The organism is Bradyrhizobium sp. CCBAU 11386 (assembly GCF_028128955.1).
In the GTDB taxonomy this organism is placed as follows: domain Bacteria; phylum Pseudomonadota; class Alphaproteobacteria; order Rhizobiales; family Xanthobacteraceae; genus Bradyrhizobium.
On the sequence record NZ_LBKA01000004.1, the window covers coordinates 91,384 to 110,837 of the forward strand.

Below are 19,454 nucleotides of genomic sequence, written 5' to 3' on the forward strand. Positions count from 1 at the left end.
GTTGGGGATACCTTCTCTGGGTAAGGGCGCGTGCGCAACTATCTGATTTCCTCCGCCCCGGCACGGGAGCGGACATTTTGAGTAGCGATCCGAAGCTGGAACGGATTGCGAAGGGCAACGCGCTGGCACTCTGCGCCACCGGAACCTGGACCGCGAGCTTCGCGCCGGTCCTGGAGCGGATGGTGGCGGATGCCGAGAAGCTGGCCGGCGGTTCGCAAAACATCTTCATCGACGTCTCCGAGGTCGCCAAGCTCGACACGTTCGGCGCCTGGCTGATCGAGCGGCTGCGCCGCAGCCTGACCCACGGCGCGGTCGAGGCGCAGATCGCGGGGCTGTCCGCCAATTATTCGAGCCTCGTCGACGAGGTCCGGCGGGTCAGGGCGACGCCGGTGGTCGACGCCGGCACGATCACCATCACCGGCATGCTGGAGCAGATCGGCCGGGCCGTGGCGGGTGTCGCCGGCACGGTTGCGGGCCTGATCGACATGCTCGGCGCGGTGCTCGCAGCGGGCGGCCGCGTGTTGATCCATCCGCGTTCGTTCCGCCTGACCTCGACCGTGCACCACATGGAGCAGGTCTGCTGGCGCGCGGTGCCGATCATCGTGCTGATCACCTTCCTGATCGGCTGCATCATCGCCCAACAAGGCATCTTCCATTTCCGCAGGTTCGGCGCCGACATCTTCGTCGTCGACATGCTGGGCGTGCTGGTGCTGCGCGAGATCGGCGTGCTCCTGGTCGCCATCATGGTCGCGGGCCGCTCGGGCAGCGCCTACACCGCCGAGCTCGGTTCGATGAAGATGCGCGAGGAGATCGACGCGCTGCGCACCATGGGCTTCGACCCGATCGAGGTGCTGGTGCTACCGCGCATGCTGGCCCTGGTGCTGGCGCTGCCGATCCTGGCCTTCCTCGGCGCCATGGCCGCGCTCTATGGCGGCGGGCTCGTCGCCTGGCTCTACGGCGGCGTCGATCCCGAAGCCTTCCTGCTCCGCCTGCGCGATGCCATCTCGATCGACCATTTCATCGTCGGCATCGTCAAGGCGCCGGTCATGGCCGCCGTGATCGGCATCGTCGCCTGCGTCGAAGGGCTCGCCGTGCAGGGCAGTGCGGAATCGCTCGGACAGCACACCACGGCGTCGGTCGTGAAGGGCATCTTCTTCGTCATCGTCATGGACGGCGTGTTCGCCATCTTCTTCGCCTCGATCGGAATGTGACGATGGCTGGCGAGATCCAAAATCCCATCATCCGCGTCCGCGACATCACCGTGCAGTTCGGCAGCACGCGCGTGCTCGACGGCCTCAATCTCGACGTCAAGCGCGGCGAGATCCTCGGCTTCGTCGGCCCATCGGGCGCGGGCAAGTCGGTGCTGACGCGCACCATCATCGGCCTCGTGCCGAAGGTCGCAGGCTCCATCGAGGTGTTCGGCGTCGACCTCGATTCCTCCAACACGTCGCAGCGCCGCAATGTCGAGCGGCGCTGGGGCGTGCTGTTCCAGCAGGGCGCGCTGTTCTCCTCGCTCACCGTGCGGCAGAACATCCAGTTTCCGATGCGCGAATACTTGCGCGTCTCGCAGCGGCTGATGGACGAGATCACCATGGCCAAGCTGACCATGGTCGGCCTCAAGCCCGAGGTCGCCGAGCGCTTCCCGTCGGAGCTCTCGGGCGGCATGATCAAGCGCGTCGCGCTCGCACGCGCGCTTTCGCTCGATCCGGACCTCGTTTTCCTGGACGAGCCGACCTCGGGCCTCGACCCGATCGGCGCCGGCGACTTCGACGAGCTGGTCAGGACGCTCCAGCGCACTTTGGGCCTGACCGTTTTCATGGTAACGCACGACCTCGACAGCCTTTACACAGCTTGCGACCGCATCGCCGTTTTAGGGAACGGTAAGATCATTGCGGCAGGGTCGATCGCCGACATGCAGGCCTCGCAGCATCCCTGGCTGAGGCAATATTTCCATGGCAAGCGCGCCCGCGCGGTCATGGGCTGAGTGGTAGCCGGAGCACCTGATGGAAACGCGGGCGAATTACGTACTGATCGGATCGTTCACGCTGGCAGTGATTGCCGCGGCGATCGGCTTCGTGCTGTGGTTTCAGTCGCTGCACACCACCAAGCAGCGCAGCCCGCTGCGCGTGGTGTTCGAGGGCCCGGCGGCGGGCCTGCGCAACGGCGGCAGCGTCAATTTTAACGGTATCCGGGTGGGTGAAGTCGTCTCGGTGAAGCTCGACAACCCGCGGCGGGTTGTCGCACTCGCCATGGTCGAGAACAACGCCCCGATCCGCAAGGACACCCTCGTTGGCCTCGAATTCCAGGGCCTCACGGGCGTCGCCGCGATCTCGCTCAAGGGCGGCGAGGAGGCCGCGCCCGCGCCGCCGCTCGACGAGGACGGCATCCCGACGCTGACCGCCGATCCCAACAAGCTCCAGGACGTCACCGAGGCGATCCGCGGCACGCTCCAGAACATCAACAAGATCGTCGCCGACAATCAGGAATCGGTGAAGAACTCGCTCAAGAACCTCGAGACCTTCACCAACTCGCTGGCGCGCAACTCCGAGAAGATCGACGGCGTGATGGCCAAGGTCGACGGCGTGATGCTCAAGGCCGACAGCCTCATGCTTGGCCTCAACACGCTCGCCGGCGGCAGGGACGGCGGCGAGCTGTTCCAGGCGGTGAAGTCGATCCGCGAACTCGCTGATGATTTCGACAAGCGCTCCGGATTGCTGATCACGGACGGCCGCCGCACCCTCGGCGACATCAGCCGCGCCGTGAACAATTTCGACCGCAACCCGACCCGCGTGCTGTTCGGTGCCAGCAACAGCGCGCCAGCCGCCGCTCCGCCGCCCGAGCCGCCGAAGCCGGCGGCGAGCGAGCGCAAGCGGCAGTAGCGGGCCACCTGGTCCTAGCGCCAGGTCTCGTGTCCCGGACGCGCTGCAGCGCCTTGGCGCTGCTGCGCAGAGCCGGGACCCAGAAGGCAACACGGACCAATGCCGCGATATGGGCCCCGGCTCCGCAGCGCACCGCCGAAGGGGCGCTGCGCTGCGTCCGGGGCACGGGACGAGAGTGGGGCGCGTCCTTTCTCCATCCGTCATTGCGAGCGTAGCGAAGCAATCCAGACTGCCTCTCAGGAAGCAGTCTGGATTGCTTCGTCGCAAGAGCTCCTCGCAATGACGGTGCTTGTAGGAACGCCGCAATTTCCCGATGCGAAGTGAACTGCTGGCGCGATGACGCCCCAAAGCAAAAACGGAGGCCGTAAGGCCTCCGTTTTCATTCGCTATTCGCTACTCGCCATTCGCGAGCTCTGTCTTACCCAAGCCGTCCCGCGCTGTGCGCGAGCAGGGTGTAGACGAGGCCCGTCTCCGAGGTCAGGTGGCTGCGTAGCTCCTGCGGGCCGCGGCCGTCGCGGGCGACTTCGTCGAGCAGGCGTTCGAACTCCGCGACATAGCGGTCCACCGTGCCCTTGAAGTTGCGGTCGGCGCGATATTTGCGGGCGACCTCGTCGAAGGCCTTCTGGCCGGCGGGCGTGTAGAGGCGCTTGGTGAAGGCTTTGTTCTCGCCGCGCTGGTAGCGGTCCCACATCTCGGCGGCGAGGTTGCGGTCCATCAGCCGGCCGATGTCGAGCGACAGCGATTCCAGCGGATTGCTGCTGCCTTGCGGAGCCTGCGGCTGCGCAGCCGGTGCAGCTGGGCGGCCGCGCGGGGCCTCGCGGCCGGTCGGAGCGCCCTGGTTGGCGTCCGTACGGTTCAAGAGATCCGACAGCCAGCCGTCGCGGCCCTGGTCGTTGCCGCCAGGTGCAACCGGCGGAGCTTCGGTGCGGCGCGAAGTGGCCGGCATGCCGAGGTCCGGCGGCGGCAGCGTCGAGGCGCTGCCGGTGTCGCGGGTGCGGGTCTCGGTGCTGCGCGCGCCGACGGCCGCCAGCATCGGCTCTTCCTGGCGCTGCACGCTGGCGCGGCCCGCCGTCGAGACGTCGAGGCCGCGGCCATGCTGGGCCACGATGCGGTTGAGCTCGGCGAGGGCCTCGATCTGGTCGACGATCACCTTGCGCATCTGCGCAGTGCTCTCGGCGGCCTCCTGCGGCATCTCGAGCACGCCGCGGCGCAGCTCGTTGCGGGTGGCTTCGAGCTCGTTGTGCATCTCGAAGGCCATCTGCTTCATGCTGGAGACGAGGTTGGAGAACTTCTCCGTCGACTGCTTGAACATCGCATCCGCCTCGTCCGTGGTCTGGCGGTAGATGTCGTGCATGGCGTCGAGGGTCTGCCGGTGCTCTTCCTCGGATGCCGCGCGCACCGCCTCGAACTGGCGGGTGATTGCGGCGGAACCTGCGCCGGCGGTCTCCGCGACGACGCGGGCGATGTCGCGGGCACGCTCTTCGGCCGCGGCCAGCGATTCATCGAGCAGGCCGGTGAAGCGCGACAGGCGCTGGTCTAGATCGGCCGTGCGCAGGTCGATCGTGGTGACGAGCGATTCCAGCGCCTGCTTGCGTTCGGCGAGCGAGGCGGTGGTGTTCTTGTTGCTCACCTCGACGACCTGGGCGGCTTCGACGAGCGCCTTGCCGTGCGCGTCGAACTGGGTCGACAGCTCGCCGAGATCTTGGAGCGCCCGCGTGGTCTTCGTGTTGAAGACGTTGAGCTGGTCTTCCAGGTTCTGCGTCGCAGCGCCGTTGCGCGAGGTGACGTCGTTCATCGCCGAGACGAAGTCGGCAACACGGGTCACCAGCGCCCGCTCCAGCGAGTTGAGGTTGTCGTGCGCACCGGTCAGCACCTCCTGGAGGAGGATGTTGCCTTCGCGCAGACGCTCGAACAGGGCGACCGTGTCGGTACGCAGGATCTTGCTGGTCTCCTGCATCTCGGTGACGGCCGCGATCGAGACCTGGCGCGACTGGTCGATCGCCGCACGCGAGGCCTGCTCGAGGTCCTTGAGCGACTTGCCGACCGCGCCGGTGGCGATCTCGCTCGCCGCGTTGATGGTGCGGGCGACTTCCGAGCCGTTGCCCATCATGGTCTGCGAGAACGCATGGCCGCGCGTCTCGATCGACTTCAGCGCGTCCGAGGTGACGCGGTCGATGTCGAGCGTGAGCTGGCTGGTCTTGGAGCCGATCGCATCGACCAGGGCGCCGCGCTTGGCGTCGATCATGTTCGACAGACGGTCGGCCTGCTGCTGCACATAGGTGACGATCTCGTCGGTCTTGCCGGTCATGGCCTGGCCGAAGCTGCTGCTGGCGGCGAGCACCGAGCGCTCGACGTCGGCCGAGCTCGACTTGACCCGCGAGCTCGCCTCGTTGGAGGCGGAGATCAGCGCGTTCTGGGCGTTGAGCGCGCTGGTCTGGATGTCGTTGGTCGCGTTCGCGGTGGCCGCGCTCAGTGCACGCTCGATCTCGGTCGAGATCGTGCGGATCTGGCTCGCGGCATCCGCCGAGGTCGAGGTCAGCGAGGTCTGGGCCTCACGCGCGCTGTTGAGGATGGTCGAGGCGGTGTCGGCGCCGACCGCGGTCAGCGTGCGCTCGATGTCCGTGGTCAGCGACTTGATCTGGCCTGCCGCGTCCGTCGAAGCGGAGATCAGCGTGCCCTGGGCCTCGCGCACGCCGCTGGTGAGCGCCTCGATGGTGGCGCCGCCGGCGGTCGCCAGCGCGCGCTGCATCTCGGCCGCGAGCGAACGGACCTGGCTGGTCTGTTCGGCCGAGACCGCGAGCAGGGTGCTCTGGGCGTCGCGGGCGCTGGTCGTGATCGTCTCGGCGGTCGACTGGCCGACCTGCGAGAGCGAACGATGCACTTCGGCCGCGAGCGACTTGACCTGGCTCGCCGCATCCGAGGATGCCGTGACCAGGGTGTTCTGCGCCTCGCGGGCGCCGGTCGTGATGGTCTCGGCCGTCGCGGTGCCCGCCATCGAGAGCGAACGCTGCACATCCGAGGACAGTGCCTTGATCTGGTTGGCGGTCTCGCTCGAGGCCGCGATCAGCGTGCTCTGCGCATCGCGGGCGCCGGCGGTGATGGATTCCGCCGTGGTGGCGCCGGCCATCGACAGCGAGCGCTGCACGTCGGCGGTGAGCGTCTTGACGTGGTTGGCCGCGTCCGAAGATGCGGTGACGAGCGTGGTCTGCACCTCGCGGGCGCCGGCCAGGATCGAGGCCGCGGTCGCAGAACCGGCCGCCGACAGCGTGCGTTCGACGTCGGCCGCGAGCCCCTTGATCTGGTTGGAGGCATCGCCCGAGGCGGCAACCAGCGTCGACTGCGCTTCGCGGGCGCTGGTCAGGATCGAGTTCGCGGCACCGGTGCCGACCGCGGTCAGCGCGCGCTCGACCTCGGAGGAGGTCATCTTGAGCTGGGCGTTGACGTCGGAGGAGACCGTCATCAGCGACTGCTGGGCGGTGCGCGCCCCGGTCTGGATGGTCTCGCTGGTGTTGACGACGAGGTTGGTGAGCGAGCGCTCGGCGTCCTCGACATGCGAGCGGATCGCGGTCGAGATCATCTCGGCGCGGGACATCATGTCCTCGCTGGCCTGGCGGCCGCTGCTCTCGATGCGGCCGGCGACGGCCTCGACGCGCGAGCCGAGCAGGTCCTCGAACTGCGCCACGCGCACGTCGATGTCGCTGGCGACCGAGCCGACCTTGGTCTCGATGGCCTGCTGGATGTCCTGGAAGCGCGCCGTGACCGTGTCGGTCAGATGCATGCTGCGGCCGTCGATGATCTCGGCGACGCCGGTGATGCGGCGGTCGACCGCCTCGATCGCCTGCGCGGTGCCGTCGGTGAGCGTCGAGGTCAGGAGCGTGAGGCGCGTGTCGATCGACTGCACGGCCTGCGAGGCTCCGTTCGTCACCGCGGTGGTCAGGTAGGTGAGGCGGGAGTCGATGGACTCGAGCGCCTGCGAGGCGCCGCCGGTGAGCGTCGTCGTGAGGTGCGTCAGGCGCGTATCGATCGTCTGGATCGTCTGGGAGGCGCCGTCGGTCAGCGACGTCGTGAGGCTGGTGAGGCGGGAGTCGATGGACTCGAGCGCCTGCGAGGCGCCTCCGGTCAGCGACGTCGTGAGATGAGTGAGACGGGAGTCGATCGACTGGATCGCCTGCGCGGCACCGTCGGTCAGCGACGTGGCGAGCGTGTTGAGACGCCCGTCGATGGTCTCGGTGACGGACCTGGCGCGGGTGTCGAACGACTGTTCGAGCGCGGCGACACGGCCGCCGAGCTGCGCGTCGAAGGTCTTGATGTGGCCGTCGATCGTGCTGTCGAGGCTGGCGATCTTGCTGTTCAGCGAGGCATCGAGGTTGGTGACGCGTTCGCCGACCGTGGTCTCGAACTGCATCAGGCGCTGGTCGAGCACGGCCGTGATCTGGCCGCCGTTCGAGGTGAAGCGGGTGTCGAAATTGTCGACATAGGTCTTCAGCGTCTCGGCGATGTCCTGCGTGCGCTGGCCCATCCGCTCGACGACTTCGCCGCCGAACGTCTTCACGGTGCGGTCGAACTCGGAGATGTGACGGGTGATCAGCGCGCCCAGCGTGCCGGAGTCGCGGGCGAACTTCTCGACCAGCTCGGTGCCCTGGTTCTTCACCAGTTCGTCGAACGCGCTCATCTGGAGCGACAGCGAGTCGTGCGCGGTCTCGGTCTGGCTGACGACCTTGGCGACGAGGGTGTTGACGGTGGCGTCGAGCGCCTCGCTCGCCTTGTCGCCGGAGGTCATGATCTGGTTGGCGAGCCGGTGGCCGGCGTCGTCGATCTTGGCGGAGATGTCGCTGGAGCGCAGCTCGAGCTCGAGCAGCAGGGAGTCCGACGAATTCTTCAGGCTATCGTGCACCTGCTCGGTGCGCTCGGAGATGCCGTCGACGATCGCGGCGGAGCGCTGCTCGAACTCGCCGGTGATGCGGTCGATGCGCTCGTTCAGCATCTCGTGGACGCGGTCGGCGAGGTCGACGAACTCGTCGTGGACGTGGCCGGTCTTGAAGTTGAGGCTGGTGGTCAGCCGCTCGCTGGCGTCGAGCACGGCGCGCGTGGTCTCGTTGCTGGCTTCCTCGAGGCGGTCGAGCAGGTCGCCGCCGCGCTCGCCGAGCGCGAGGATCATGTTGTCGCCGGCATTGCTCAGGGCGCCGGTGATATGGGCGCCGCGCTCTTCGAGCGCGCCGGTGATGCTCTTGGCGACCTCGTCGACGCGCGAGGCGATCGCATCCGAGATCAGCGCGATGTCGTGGCGCAGGTCGATCTGCACGCCGGAGATGGCGCTGCGGACCTGCTCGGCCTGGCCGACCAGGTTGTCGCGCTGATGCGCGATGTCCTGGAGCAGGGCGCGGATGCGCACTTCGTTGTCGGAATAGGCGCGTTCGAGCGCTGCGACCTCGTTGGCGACCAGCGTCTCGAGCTCGCCGGCGCGCGCAATCGCGCGCTCGATGCCGTCGCCCATCGCTGCGACCTCGCGGCGGATGGCCTGACCGACGGTGACCATGGAATCGGAGGCCGAGCCCTCGGGCTCGGAGAAGCGGATCGCGACCTGCGCCATCGCCTGCGCGATCATGCGCATTTCCTGGCCGCGCCAGACCAGGCTCGCGAGGAAGTAGAACAGCATGATCGGCGCGAAGAACATCGCGATCAGGCCGGCGATGACGAGCACGCCGCCGCTCTGGCCCATGGCGGCCTGGATCGAAGGCAGGAAGCCGACGGTCAGCGCGGCGCAGGCGGCGAGCCAGACGCCAGCGAAGATGGTGGCGAAGGTATAGACGCTGCGGGCAGGGCGGCCCTTCTGAAGCGCCTGGAGCAACTGGCCGATGGTCTCGCGATCGTCATTGGCGGCCCGGCGCGAGGAACGCGGCTCCTCGATCGGCTCGAACGAGGCACGTTCGTTGGCCGCAGGGCGCGGCTCGAAGGTCGGCTCGTCAAAGATCGGGGGAGGCGGGGGAGCCACCGAAGGCGCCGTTTCGTTGCGCATCGAGGCGTTGCGGCTGGTGTCCGCAGCGGTGTCGCTGATGTTCAGGGCTTCCTGGATCGCAGAAAGCGCAACTTCTGTCGGGTCTTTGACCTTTTTCGGAGTGTTCGCCATGTTCAGTCCGAGCCCTCGTTACTTGTACGCGTCCCCCCGCGAGCCCCGCGCGCTACGCAAGCCCACAGACCGGATCATGCCGCTTGCGCGGATCTTCGAGCCGTCCCCACCCGGACGGCTTGTCCGCCAATTTCTGCAACATCCTATTGGCAGAGCGTCGCGAATGAAATGCCTGCGATTAAGACAATCTTAATCATCGTTAACAGGATCGCGCCGTAACGCCTTAGCAATAAATGGAATTCTCCACGGAACTCGGCCGATTGCGGCAACTTTTCGTCAAAAAACGGGCGGATTTGCGTAAGGCGGCCCAAACATTTCGTTAACCATTTCCATGCTTGGGTGGGAGGAACCGCACCGCCGAACCGGCGGAACCGTCGCGCGATGCCGGGGCCTGCGCCATGACGCCTGAACTGCAACGGATGGAATGGATGCCCTCGCCCCCGCTTGCGCCCGTCGACAGCCCGCTCGATCTCGACCACCTCTCCCGCATGACGCTCGGCGACGCCGAGCTGGAACAGGAAGTGCTGGCGATGTTTGCCGAGCAGGCGGTTCGTCTGCTCGCCGCGATGACCAATTTGCCGGCCGAGGCCGGCGCCCTCGCGCACAAGCTCAAGGGCTCGGCCCGCGGAATCGGCGCCTTTGCCGTAGCGGATGCCGCCGCTCACCTGGAGACCGCGATCCGGACCGGCCACGACCGGCTTCCCGCCTTCGCCGCGCTGAAGGAGGCCGTGGCCGAGGCCCGCGCCGCCATCGAGGCGATCCTGAAGCACTAGGCCGGCAACCCCGCAAACGGCGGTGTCTCTAGTCGCTTATTTTGACGCGTTTTCTGCACGCGAATCGGGATCCACCTCGCATCAAAACGCTATGGCGCCGGGCTAACCGACCCGTTATAGGACAGCCCGGACCCTCCTTCATTCCCAACATCGCGGCAGCACGAGCACACATGGCCAAGATTCACTTTGTCGACCACAAGGGCGAAACCCGTACGGTGGAAATCGAGAACGGCGCAACCGTGATGGAAGCCGCCATCCGCAACAGCGTCCCCGGCATCGAGGCCGAATGCGGCGGCGCATGTGCCTGCGCGACCTGCCATGTCTATGTCGACGAAGCCTGGCGCGAGAAGGTCGGCAGCCCGACGCCGATGGAAGAGGACATGCTCGACTTCGGTTTCGACGTGCGCCCGAACTCGCGCCTGTCCTGCCAGATCAAGGTGAGCGACGATCTCGACGGTCTCGTGGTGGCGACGCCGGAACGTCAGGCCTGATCCAACCGTCCCACCCGGTCAAATGCTCGGCGGCGCGACCTCGATGCCGCGCTTGTGCCAGGGTTTGAGCTTCTCGACGATCTCCGCGGTCAGCGGCGCCGGACGCCGCGTCGCCTCGTCGAGCATGACACCGACCGACGTCGCCGAGGCGACGCATCTTCCCTGCGAGAACACGACCTGCTCGAAGGTCACTGACGTCCGTCCCAGTTTCACCACGCCGAGACCGAGCTCGATCGTGTTCGGCCAGTGCAGCTCGGCGCGGAAATGGATGTCGAGCCGCACCATGATCCAGGCGAGGCCCGGCGGCGTCAGCCCGTAGTCCGGGCTCTTCATCAGCGTGACGCGGCCGGTCTCGAAATAGGTGGCGTAGACCGCGTTGTTGACGTGCTGGTTCGGGTCGAGATCACCGAAGCGGACGTTGTCGCTGAGGCGGTAGGGGTAGTCCTCGAGGCGCGGCGTCGTGTCGAGGCGGCTTGGTGCGTTCACCGGTTGATCTCCGTCATATCCAACCTCGTTACAGCCCAGTTATTTTGACCCGGCAAGTGGGCGCGGCTGCGGGGCGCTCCCGCTTTTATGCCTTCCCTGATCCATCCCCGTTGGCTAGACAGGCAGGGTCACCTCGGCCCAAAAAGGGCGCCGTCCAACCGATAACGACCGATAAAGAGACGACATGAGCGACGTGATCAAAACCGATGTGCTGATTATTGGCGCCGGCCCCTGCGGTCTGTTCGCCGCCTTCGAGCTCGGCCTTCTCGACATGAAGGTGCATTTCGTCGACATCCTCGACAAGGTCGGCGGCCAGTGCGCCGAGCTCTATCCGGAAAAGCCGATCTACGACATTCCCGGCATTCCGCATGTTTCGGGGCAGGGGCTCACCGACGCGCTGATGGAGCAGATCAAGCCGTTCCATCCGACCTTCCATCTCGGCGAGATGGTCGAGACGGTGGAGAAGATCGGCGATCCCGCATTTCGCTGCACCACCGACGCCGGCAAGGTGTTCGAATGCAAGGTGCTGGTGATCGCGGCAGGCGGCGGCTCGTTCCAGCCCAAGCGTCCGCCGGTGCCGGGCATCGAAGCCTATGAAGGCACTTCGGTGCATTACGCCGTGCGCAAGATGGAGACGTTCCGCGACAAGAACGTGCTGATCGTCGGCGGTGGCGATTCCGCGCTCGACTGGACGCTCAATCTGCATCCGGTGGCCAAGCGCATCACGCTTCTGCACCGTCGCGACGAATTTCGCGCAGCTCCTCACAGCGTCGAGCAGATGCGCGCGCTGGTCGCAGGCGGCAAGATGGATCTCCGGCTCGGCCAGGTCACCTCGCTGGCCGGCACTGAGGGCAGGCTGACCGGTGCGACGATCAAGGGCAACGACAACAACGTCACCGAAATCGCCTGCGACACCATGCTGCCGTTCTTCGGGCTGACCATGAAGCTCGGTCCGGTCGCGAACTGGGGCATTGCGCTGGAGAACAATCTGGTGCCGGTCGAGACATCCGCGTTCGAGACCAACGTATCAGGCATCTTCGCCATCGGCGACATCAACACCTATCCCGGCAAGCTCAAGCTGATCCTGTGCGGCTTCCACGAGGGTGCGCTGATGTCGCAAAAAGCCCATCACTACGTCTATCCGGAGAAGCGCCTCGTGTTCCAGTACACGACCTCGTCCTCCAGTCTGCAAAAGAAGCTCGGGGTTAGCTGACCGCGAGCGGGGCGGAAGGGCGATGCCCCATGTTTCTGGTGGTGGAACCGTTCGCGAAATCGCCGTAGTCTGCGGCCATTCCAGTCGTGGAATAGCAAGGTGATCATAATGCGGAATCCGTTTTCCAGCTTTCGGCTGCTCTCGCTCCTCACGCTCGCGCTGTCGCTCGGCGCGGTGAGCCCGGCTGCGGCGCAAGCCCCGGTTGCGACGTCGGCCCAGCCAACCGCCGCGGGACTCTGGCAGAAGGTTGAGGACGGCAAGACGGTGGGATGGTTCCTCTTCATCGACCACAACGGTGTGTTCGAAGGTGTGATCGCCAAGACGTTCCCGCGCCCCGGCGACGATCCGAACGAGGTCTGCGCGAAGTGCACGGACGACCGCAAGAACGCCCCGGTGCTCGGCCTTTCCTTCATCCGCGACATGAAGCGCGACGGGTTGAAATATGATGGCGGCAACGTGGTCAATCCGCGCGACGGCAATATCTGGAAGGCCAAGATGACGGTGAGCCCCGATGGCCAGACCCTGACCATGCGCGGCTTCCTCGGCATCTCCCTGTTCGGCAAGGACGAGACCTGGACGCGCCTGCCAGACGCCAACATCGCACAGGTCGATCCCGCCATCGTCGCCAAATATCTGCCCGCACAGGCGACCGCCGCGACGACGAAGCCGGCGCCCGCGGCGAAGAAGGGCGGCGCAATGATGGCGCCAGCGCCGAAGCAGTAGGCTGCAGCACTCTCAGTTCCACCCCCATTGCATTTTTGCGAACGGTAGTCCCGTCATCCTGAGGTGCGAGCCCTGCGATGCGAATGCATCGTGGGGCGAGCCTCGAAGGATGCACGGCCGAGATGCAGCAGGGCCGTCGCCCTTCGAGGCTCGCTCGCGCTGCTGCGCACCGCGGCTCGCACCTCCAGCGACAACGGCTTCGCCGTTGCGCGGGGGTGACGGTACCTCAATGGCGAGGCACGCTAGTACGTCCGCGCCTTCTTGCACGGCGCATAGAAGGTGCCGTTGCCGGCGACGACCCGCTCGAGGCATTGCCGGGGATCGGTGATCTCGCCGTCGACCTGGAAGTAATAGGCCTGCGTGCCCAGGCTCAGGACGTAATGTCCCGGCGGAAGTTCGAGCTCTGAATCGCCAGTGTGAAGCTCGTGCATCTCGGGTGTCCCGGGAATCGGCGACACCCGGAACGGATAGGCGAAATTGCGGATGACGCCGACGTCGTCTCCGCCACTCAAGCTCTTGCCTGCGGCGTCGGTCGAAAACTCTCTGGCGATCTTCGCCACGACCCGAACCTCGACGCGTTCGGGAATCGCGTGTGCGACGTCGCGGCGGAACACGATGAATTTGACGCGGCCGTTCGGCAGGTGCGGCCGGTCGGGCTTCTTGAACTCCAGTGAAATCGCGACGCGCATGTCCGGCGCCATGACGCCGGTCGCATTCAACTCCGCCAGCGACTTGTCGTCGATCAAGGCGTAGATGCCGTAGTCGGTCGGAAGCACGCGCGCCGGTTTCGCCGGCGGCGCGACGGCGGTCACCATTTCCGGCTTGCTGACCGTGATCGTCGTCTCCGGTTTGGACGGGACCAGCGCGATCTCCTGGGCCTGCGACGAAACCAGCCGGCGCAGCGCGGCGATATGGTCTCGCTGCGAGATGAGAAGAACGATGGCGCCGGCGGCAAGCAGGATGGCCCCTGTCCGCTTGATCACGGGCCAGAGCGGGCCTGAGATCGCAGGCCGCCTGGATGTCTCGATCCCCGATCGCAGGACCGGAGCGTCGGCGGACAGAAATGGGCCGCTTGTCTCACTTGCCTTCGACGATGTGAGTTGATGTTGCGGCAACCGCTCCAGCGGCGCCTCTTCACGCGAGAACTTCTCGACCTCCTCGATTGCGACCTCGAGCGCCCGCTTCATCTGGTCGATGTTCTTGGCGTCGGCGTAGGTGAACTGCTCCTGGAGCTTGTAACGGGCAAGATCGTAGACGAGCTGCCGCCTGAACTCCGGATCGTCCTTCACCGTCTCGAGCATGCGCGAAATCACCAGCGCAAACTGCACCTCGTTTGCGGGCAAATCGGTCGCGTCCTGCTGGCCAGGGAGCAACTCTCTCGAACTCATAGCGCTGACGGTCCAAGGCCTGTCACGCCAACACCCGATTTCTCTAATTGAAACAGTCGTTTAAGCAATGCGATAAAGTTCGCGGCAACGTTCCTACACGTCCCGGCGCGACAAGGAAAGCCTCCAGAATGGCTGCGGCAGATCGCTGGTGCGCTGAACATGTGGAATGTGCACACAACAGCCTGCGGCAGTAGTTCCCCGGAATGCGCGTTGGCGCCGGATTTGCATAGCTGTCGCAAAGCCGCTGGGGAGCGAGTCGCCGTCTCCACGCCTGCCGCCACCGTGCGGAAGGCGGACGGCGGCGTCTGTCCCTAGCGGCGCTGATTGCGATCCGCGGAGACGACATGCGACTTGCAAGACTATGTGCGGCGGCGCTGCTGGGGCTGATGGCGCCGCTTGCGACCTCGGCGCTGGCGCGCGACGACGGCCGCTACGCCAACTCGCCCCTCAAGCCCTGGTTCGAAAGCCTGCGCAGCGAATACGGACAATGCTGCTCGGATGCCGACGGCTACGTGGTCGCCGATGTCGATTGGGAATCCGACAAGGGGCGTTACCGTGTGCATCTCGACGACGAATGGGTGGTCGTGCCGGACGGTGCCGTGATCACCGAGCCGAACAAGATCGGCCGCACCATGGTGTGGAAGCACTATATCGACGGCCATCCGCATGTGCGCTGCTTCATGCCGGGCAGCATGACGTAGAAGCGTGCGAGCGCCGGATTCCTGACGGCGCGGAAGAGTTCGTTAGGCCCGGGCTGGTCACGGGCATCCACGTTCTTCGTGGCCCGGGCAAGACGTGGATGGCCGGGACGGGCCCCGGCCATGACGTTGTGGAAACTTCAGCGCACACGATGCGATCGTTGTCGGGTGACGGACGCTTAGCGCGCCTCGCTCTCCGAACCCGCGCTGGCGAGCCGCTTGACGCGCGGCGACAGCACCGAGACTTGCGCGGGCGAGGCGGGCATGCCGGCGACGGTCATCGTGGGCGCTGCCGACTGCTCCTCGACGCCTGCGCCGCCGAGCACCTGCACCTGCGTTGCCGAGATCGGAAACGACTTCATTTCGTAAGAGGGAAGCTCGCCGGCGAGCGCCCCGGCCGAGCTCGCAATCATCGCGCCGGCAATGACAATCATCGAGAGAACACGCATTGGAAAATCTCCGTGGAAGATGGCAATCGGAGGATTGGTCGCATCGATGCCGCAACAGGTTCGCTTGTGTGCGAACATTCCTGTCGCCTTCGGCGAATATATTGGTTGCTTGATGCGAAGGGACGAAACGAGGAAGAAGTTTTTCGCGCCAATGTTTCCGGACGGTTTCGCGGGAAGAGCCGATGCGCCTCGCCTAGCGCGCTTGCAGATCAAGCTGCGGAGATTTGACCGGCGCGGTGGCTGCAGGAAAGCACAGGCGCATCGTCGTGCCGCGGCCGGGCTCGGAGGAGATGACCAGCTCGCCGCCGTGGGCGGCCATGATCTCGCGGACAATCGACAGGCCGAGGCCGGCGCCGTCGCCTGCGCTGTTGCCGGTCTGAAACGGCTCCAGCAGCTTGTGCTCCGCGCCGCCGGGCAGACCTACGCCGTCATCGTCGATCGAGATGCTGTCGCGGCCGACGGTGGCGACAATGCGCCGCGCGCCACGGGCGTGGATGAGCGCGTTGCCGACGAGATTGGCGAGCGCGCTGCGAATGGCGGCGTCCACGCCCTGCACCAGGAACGGTCCCTGGCCGGCCCGCTCCAGCGCAAGCTCTATGCCGGCGTCCAGCGCGGACGGACCGAAATCGGCCAGCACGTCCAGCGTGATCCCGGCAAGATCGATCGGCCGCTTCTCGATCGCGTGATTTTGCAGGCGCGCGAGGTCGAGCATGGCGGAGACCAGCGAGGTGAGGCGGCGGACGTCCCGCACCAGCTCGATCTTCAGGGCCGGATCGGGCACATCGTCGATCTTCGCGCGCAGCAGCGTGAGCGGCGTGCGGAGCTGATGGGCGGCATTGCCGAGAAAGCGGCGCTGCATCCTGATATAGGCGTCGATCTCGCCGAAGGCGCGGTTGAGCGCCTCGACCAGCGGCTTCAGCTCGCGGGGGACCTCGCACAGCGAGATCAGACCTTGCGGCGCTGCAGGGTCGATCGCGAGCGCGCGAAGCGCGACACGTTCGATGCCGCGCGAGACGAAACGCGCGGCCAGCGCCGCGCCGACGGCAACGGTCGCGGCAAAGGCCAGCGCCAGCAGCATGATCGAAAAGACACTGCGGATGAGAAAGTTTCTTGCAAGCCGGCCGAAACGGACTTGAGGCTCGCCGACCATCATCGCGAGCTGCAGCGAACCCCTTTGCACGACGGCGAGGCAGAAGGTGCTCTTCTGGTCGAGCGTGCTGAAGACCGATGAGCCGACGGGCCCGTGATAGGGAAACGCGAAGGGGAGGTCCGGCCGGCGTTCGCTACCGTACTCGCTGACCAGCTCGCCTGCGGACACGACGTACCAGAGGTTCGGGCTGTCCGCCTTCAGCTCTTCGAGGGCGCGCGTCGGGCGCACCGTGAGGTTCTGCCCTTCGATATTGGTGGCGCGGTCGAGAACGGCGGCCACGACCCGGCAAGCCCTGAACTCGCGCTCCTCCATCGGATAGCGCCAGATGAAGAGGCCGAGCATGATCAGGAAAATCGTCGTTGCGGCGATGCCGAGCGACAGCGCAAAAGTCCGGGCGATCGACGTCATCGCGGTGTTGCCAGCCGCAGGATGTAGCCGATGCCCCGCATGCTGCGGATCTCGACGTCGCCGCCGAGCGCGGCCAGTTTCTTCCTCAGGCGCGAGACCTGCGCTTCGAGCGTGTTGGATTCGATCTCGTCGTCGAAGCCGTAGATCTCCTCGATCAGGGCGGTGCGGGTGATCACGCGGTCGCGGCGCATAAGGAGAGCTCCGAGGATCAGCGCCTCGCGCCGCCGCAGCAGGATTTTGGTGTCGGCGACCACCGCTTCGTTGCTGCCGAGATGCAGCTCGACATTGCCGAGCGACAGCACCGCGGGTGCGAGCAGGCGAGGCCGCCGCAAGACGGCGCGCACCCGCGCGATCAGCTCCTGCGGCTCGAACGGCTTGCCGAGATAGTCGTCGGCGCCGCAATTGAGGCCGTCGACGACATCCTCCTTGGCGTCCTTGGACGTCAGCATGATGATGGCGGGGCGTTCCGGCGACCGGCTCAGCGCCGTGACCACCTCAAGCGCATCGCCGTCCGGCAGCATGCGGTCGACGATGGCGAGATCGTATTTGAAATTGTCCAGCGCCTGGCGGGCGTCGGCAATCGAGCCGACGAGGTCGACGACGCCGTGCAATTGCCCGAGCAGGCGGCTGACATAGGCGCCGATCTGCGGTTCGTCTTCGATCACGAGCGAGCGCACGCGGGTCGTCCTTGACTCTGCTGGGGCAACAAAACCCCGACCTTGACGCTCCCTGGCCGAATTCCGGCATTTCGGTTCGTGCGCGAGGTTCCCTTTAAGGCAGCGAGCTTGGCGAATAAAAGGCAGGGACGAAGGCGCTCGCCGGCACGCGCGGTCAGAGTCAGGAGCGTGAACCTGTCCCGGGCAATGTTCGGGCAATGTTGGTCCGGCCGCGCACCTGGCGCACGCCGGGAACGGATTGGGGCGGTGGCCCTGCGCCCTGCAATCTTGGGGCAATTTTGCCGGACCACATGCTGTGGCTCCAACCACACCAGTCGACCAGGCCCAGCAGGGCCGGTCCGGGGCCCCGTAATGAAGCATTTTGACGAAGCCGCTCTCAATCGTGCGGCGAGCGCGCAGCAGAGCTTGTTGAGCGCATTTCTTGCCGTACTCGGCGCGATCATGGCGATCCCTCAGTCTGCCTCCGCGCAGACCGCGTTCACGCTGCCGGCCCCGCCGTTCGACCTGCCGATGCTGCCCTCGCCCTCCGGCAACTGGACCGTCATGGTCGGCATCGGCGGCGAATACACGCCGGACTTCGTCGGGTCGAAGAACGGAAAATTCCGCCCGATCCCGATCTTCTCCATTCGCCGTGCTGGATCGATCGACCAGTTTCGCGGGCCCCGCGACAGCGCCAGCATTGCGCTGCTCGACGTCGGCAATTTTCGCGCCGGGCCTGCGTTCAAATACGTTTCCTCGCGCAAGAGCGACAAATATTCCGAGCTGACAGGCCTTGGCGACGTCAAGGCCGCATACGAGCTCGGCGGCTTCGTCGAATATTATCCGGTCGACTGGCTGCGCCTGCGCAGCGAACTGCGCCAGGGCGTGGGTGGCCATACCGGCACGGTGGCCGACGTTTCCGCCGACGTCATCGTGCCGCTGATCCAAAGGCTCACGATCTCGGCCGGCCCGCGTTTCACCTGGAAAAGCACCAAGGCGACCGCACCGTATTTCGGCGTCGATGCCACGCAGGCGCTGGCGTCGGGACTGCCGACGTACGATGCCAGGGGCGGTGCGCACTCGGTCGGCTTCGGCAGCCAGATCTCCTATCGCATCAATCCCCAGTGGGAGGTCCATGCCTATGTCGAATACGAGAAGCTGCTCGGCGATGCCGCGGACAGCCCGCTGGTGAAGCTGCGGGGATCGTCGAACCAGACCACGATCGGCCTGGGCGCGTCGTATTCGTTCGACTTCAGGATTCGATAGGTCGCCATGCGCCGTCATGCTGTTCTATGGATTGCCCTCGCGGTCACTTCCGTCGTCCTCAGTGCCGCCGCGGCGTTCGAGACGCGCGCGAGCCGGCTCCAGGCGATCAAGACCGTCGGCATCGTCTCGGCCATCGGCGAGGAGATGAGCCTGACGCAGGCCGGGCTGACCGCGCTCGGCAATACCGGGCAGAGCGCCTCGATCAGCGCCTGGGGGCTCGACGAGATGATCGTCCAGCAGGCGACGAAGCTCTTGAGCCCGCGCTTTCGCGTGCAGGCCGTGAGCTACAGACGCGCCGCGTTTGCCGCGATCAGGGATTCGGCGGTCGCGCCCGTCAATCTGCTGCGCAGCGATCCGTTCAAGGAGCTGGTTCGCACCGATGTCGCTCCGCAGGGGCTGGATGCCTACATCGTGATCACAAGGGCAAGATCCAAGCTGGGCAACGGCCGCAACGTCGAGGGCATCGGGCTCGCCCAATACCGGACGCTGCTTGCAGACTACGGCCTGATCCACGCGCTCTACGAGGTTCGCGTGATCGACGGCAAGTCGTTCGATGTGATCGAGAAGCGGGCGGCCGCGCCGCTCGACAACACCGGGACCATGCGGCTCGCCGGTCCGAGCGGGCCGGTCGACGAGACGTTTGACGGTCCGGCGTCGGGGGAACGGCTGCGCACGGCGATTGTGGATCTCATCACGCGCAGCCTTCCGGTCACGCTGAGCGACATGCACCTGATGGAAAGTCAGTGA

General features: G+C 66.0%; 16 protein-coding genes. 10 read left to right on the forward strand and 6 right to left on the reverse strand.

Annotated elements, in window-relative coordinates; all coding sequences use genetic code 11:
• The first annotated feature begins 77 nt into the window (after window positions 1-77).
• The 3 genes from XI09_RS01860 to XI09_RS01870 are packed head-to-tail and all read left to right on the forward strand — an operon-like array spanning window position 78 to window position 2,879.
• On the forward strand, window positions 78-1,211 hold the full coding sequence (locus tag XI09_RS01860) for an MlaE family ABC transporter permease (protein WP_271565439.1): 1,134 nt from the start codon (window positions 78-80) through the stop codon (window positions 1,209-1,211).
• Between the two features lie 2 nt (window positions 1,212-1,213).
• Window positions 1,214-1,984, forward strand: a complete 771-nt coding sequence (locus tag XI09_RS01865) for an ABC transporter ATP-binding protein (protein ID WP_027545159.1) — start codon at window positions 1,214-1,216, stop codon at window positions 1,982-1,984.
• Between the two features lie 19 nt (window positions 1,985-2,003).
• Window positions 2,004-2,879, forward strand: a complete 876-nt coding sequence (locus XI09_RS01870; protein WP_271565440.1) for an MlaD family protein — start codon at window positions 2,004-2,006, stop codon at window positions 2,877-2,879.
• A 418-nt stretch (window positions 2,880-3,297) separates the two neighbouring features.
• Here the strand turns inward: XI09_RS01870 and XI09_RS01875 are convergent, their stop codons facing one another.
• The gene (locus XI09_RS01875; protein ID WP_271565441.1) at window positions 3,298-9,006 is read right to left on the reverse strand and encodes a negative regulator of septation ring formation; all 5,709 of its coding nucleotides are present in this window, start codon (window positions 9,004-9,006) and stop codon (window positions 3,298-3,300) included.
• A 398-nt stretch (window positions 9,007-9,404) separates the two neighbouring features.
• On the opposite strand from XI09_RS01875, the gene XI09_RS01880 reads away from it, so the two are divergent.
• Both XI09_RS01880 and XI09_RS01885 read left to right on the forward strand, forming a co-directional pair.
• Window positions 9,405-9,779 (forward strand): Hpt domain-containing protein, encoded by a 375-nt coding sequence (locus XI09_RS01880; protein WP_271565442.1) that lies wholly within the window; start codon window positions 9,405-9,407, stop codon window positions 9,777-9,779.
• Between the two features lie 170 nt (window positions 9,780-9,949).
• Window positions 9,950-10,270 (forward strand): 2Fe-2S iron-sulfur cluster-binding protein, encoded by a 321-nt coding sequence (locus XI09_RS01885; RefSeq protein ID WP_027548035.1) that lies wholly within the window; start codon window positions 9,950-9,952, stop codon window positions 10,268-10,270.
• A gap of 18 nt (window positions 10,271-10,288) precedes the next feature.
• Here XI09_RS01885 and XI09_RS01890 read toward each other — a convergent pair whose 3' ends face one another.
• The gene (locus tag XI09_RS01890; protein ID WP_271565443.1) at window positions 10,289-10,756 is read right to left on the reverse strand and encodes an acyl-CoA thioesterase; all 468 of its coding nucleotides are present in this window, start codon (window positions 10,754-10,756) and stop codon (window positions 10,289-10,291) included.
• A gap of 184 nt (window positions 10,757-10,940) precedes the next feature.
• On the opposite strand from XI09_RS01890, the gene XI09_RS01895 reads away from it, so the two are divergent.
• A complete protein-coding gene (locus tag XI09_RS01895) occupies window positions 10,941-11,969 on the forward strand; it encodes an NAD(P)/FAD-dependent oxidoreductase (RefSeq protein WP_271565444.1) in 1,029 nt (342 codons plus the stop codon).
• Window positions 11,970-12,077: 108 nt separating this feature from the next.
• Complete coding sequence (locus tag XI09_RS01900; protein ID WP_271565445.1) at window positions 12,078-12,692, forward strand: DUF2147 domain-containing protein; 615 nt, start codon at window positions 12,078-12,080, stop codon at window positions 12,690-12,692.
• Window positions 12,693-12,934: 242 nt separating this feature from the next.
• Here XI09_RS01900 and XI09_RS01905 read toward each other — a convergent pair whose 3' ends face one another.
• Window positions 12,935-14,035: a hypothetical protein gene (locus XI09_RS01905; RefSeq protein ID WP_271565446.1), complete on the reverse strand. Its 1,101-nt coding sequence runs from the start codon at window positions 14,033-14,035 to the stop codon at window positions 12,935-12,937.
• 389 nt (window positions 14,036-14,424) lie between these two features.
• Between XI09_RS01905 and XI09_RS01910 the strand changes: the two genes are divergently transcribed.
• On the forward strand, window positions 14,425-14,781 hold the full coding sequence (locus XI09_RS01910; RefSeq protein WP_271565447.1) for a hypothetical protein: 357 nt from the start codon (window positions 14,425-14,427) through the stop codon (window positions 14,779-14,781).
• A gap of 176 nt (window positions 14,782-14,957) precedes the next feature.
• On the opposite strand, the gene XI09_RS01915 is transcribed toward XI09_RS01910, so the two are convergent.
• The 3 genes from XI09_RS01915 to XI09_RS01925 all read right to left on the reverse strand — a co-directional run bounded on the left by XI09_RS01915 (window position 14,958) and on the right by XI09_RS01925 (window position 17,462).
• On the reverse strand, window positions 14,958-15,227 hold the full coding sequence (locus XI09_RS01915) for a hypothetical protein (RefSeq protein WP_271565448.1): 270 nt from the start codon (window positions 15,225-15,227) through the stop codon (window positions 14,958-14,960).
• A gap of 193 nt (window positions 15,228-15,420) precedes the next feature.
• Window positions 15,421-16,785 (reverse strand): sensor histidine kinase, encoded by a 1,365-nt coding sequence (locus XI09_RS01920; RefSeq protein WP_271565449.1) that lies wholly within the window; start codon window positions 16,783-16,785, stop codon window positions 15,421-15,423.
• Window positions 16,782-17,462, reverse strand: coding sequence for a response regulator transcription factor (locus tag XI09_RS01925; protein WP_271565450.1), 681 nt, complete (start codon window positions 17,460-17,462; stop codon window positions 16,782-16,784). Before XI09_RS01925 ends, XI09_RS01920 begins: the two co-directional genes overlap by 4 nt.
• 351 nt (window positions 17,463-17,813) lie before the next feature.
• Between XI09_RS01925 and XI09_RS01930 the strand changes: the two genes are divergently transcribed.
• Window positions 17,814-18,707 (forward strand): MipA/OmpV family protein, encoded by an 894-nt coding sequence (locus tag XI09_RS01930; RefSeq protein ID WP_271565451.1) that lies wholly within the window; start codon window positions 17,814-17,816, stop codon window positions 18,705-18,707.
• Window positions 18,708-18,713: 6 nt separating this feature from the next.
• Window positions 18,714-19,454, forward strand: a complete 741-nt coding sequence (locus XI09_RS01935; protein WP_271565452.1) for a hypothetical protein — start codon at window positions 18,714-18,716, stop codon at window positions 19,452-19,454.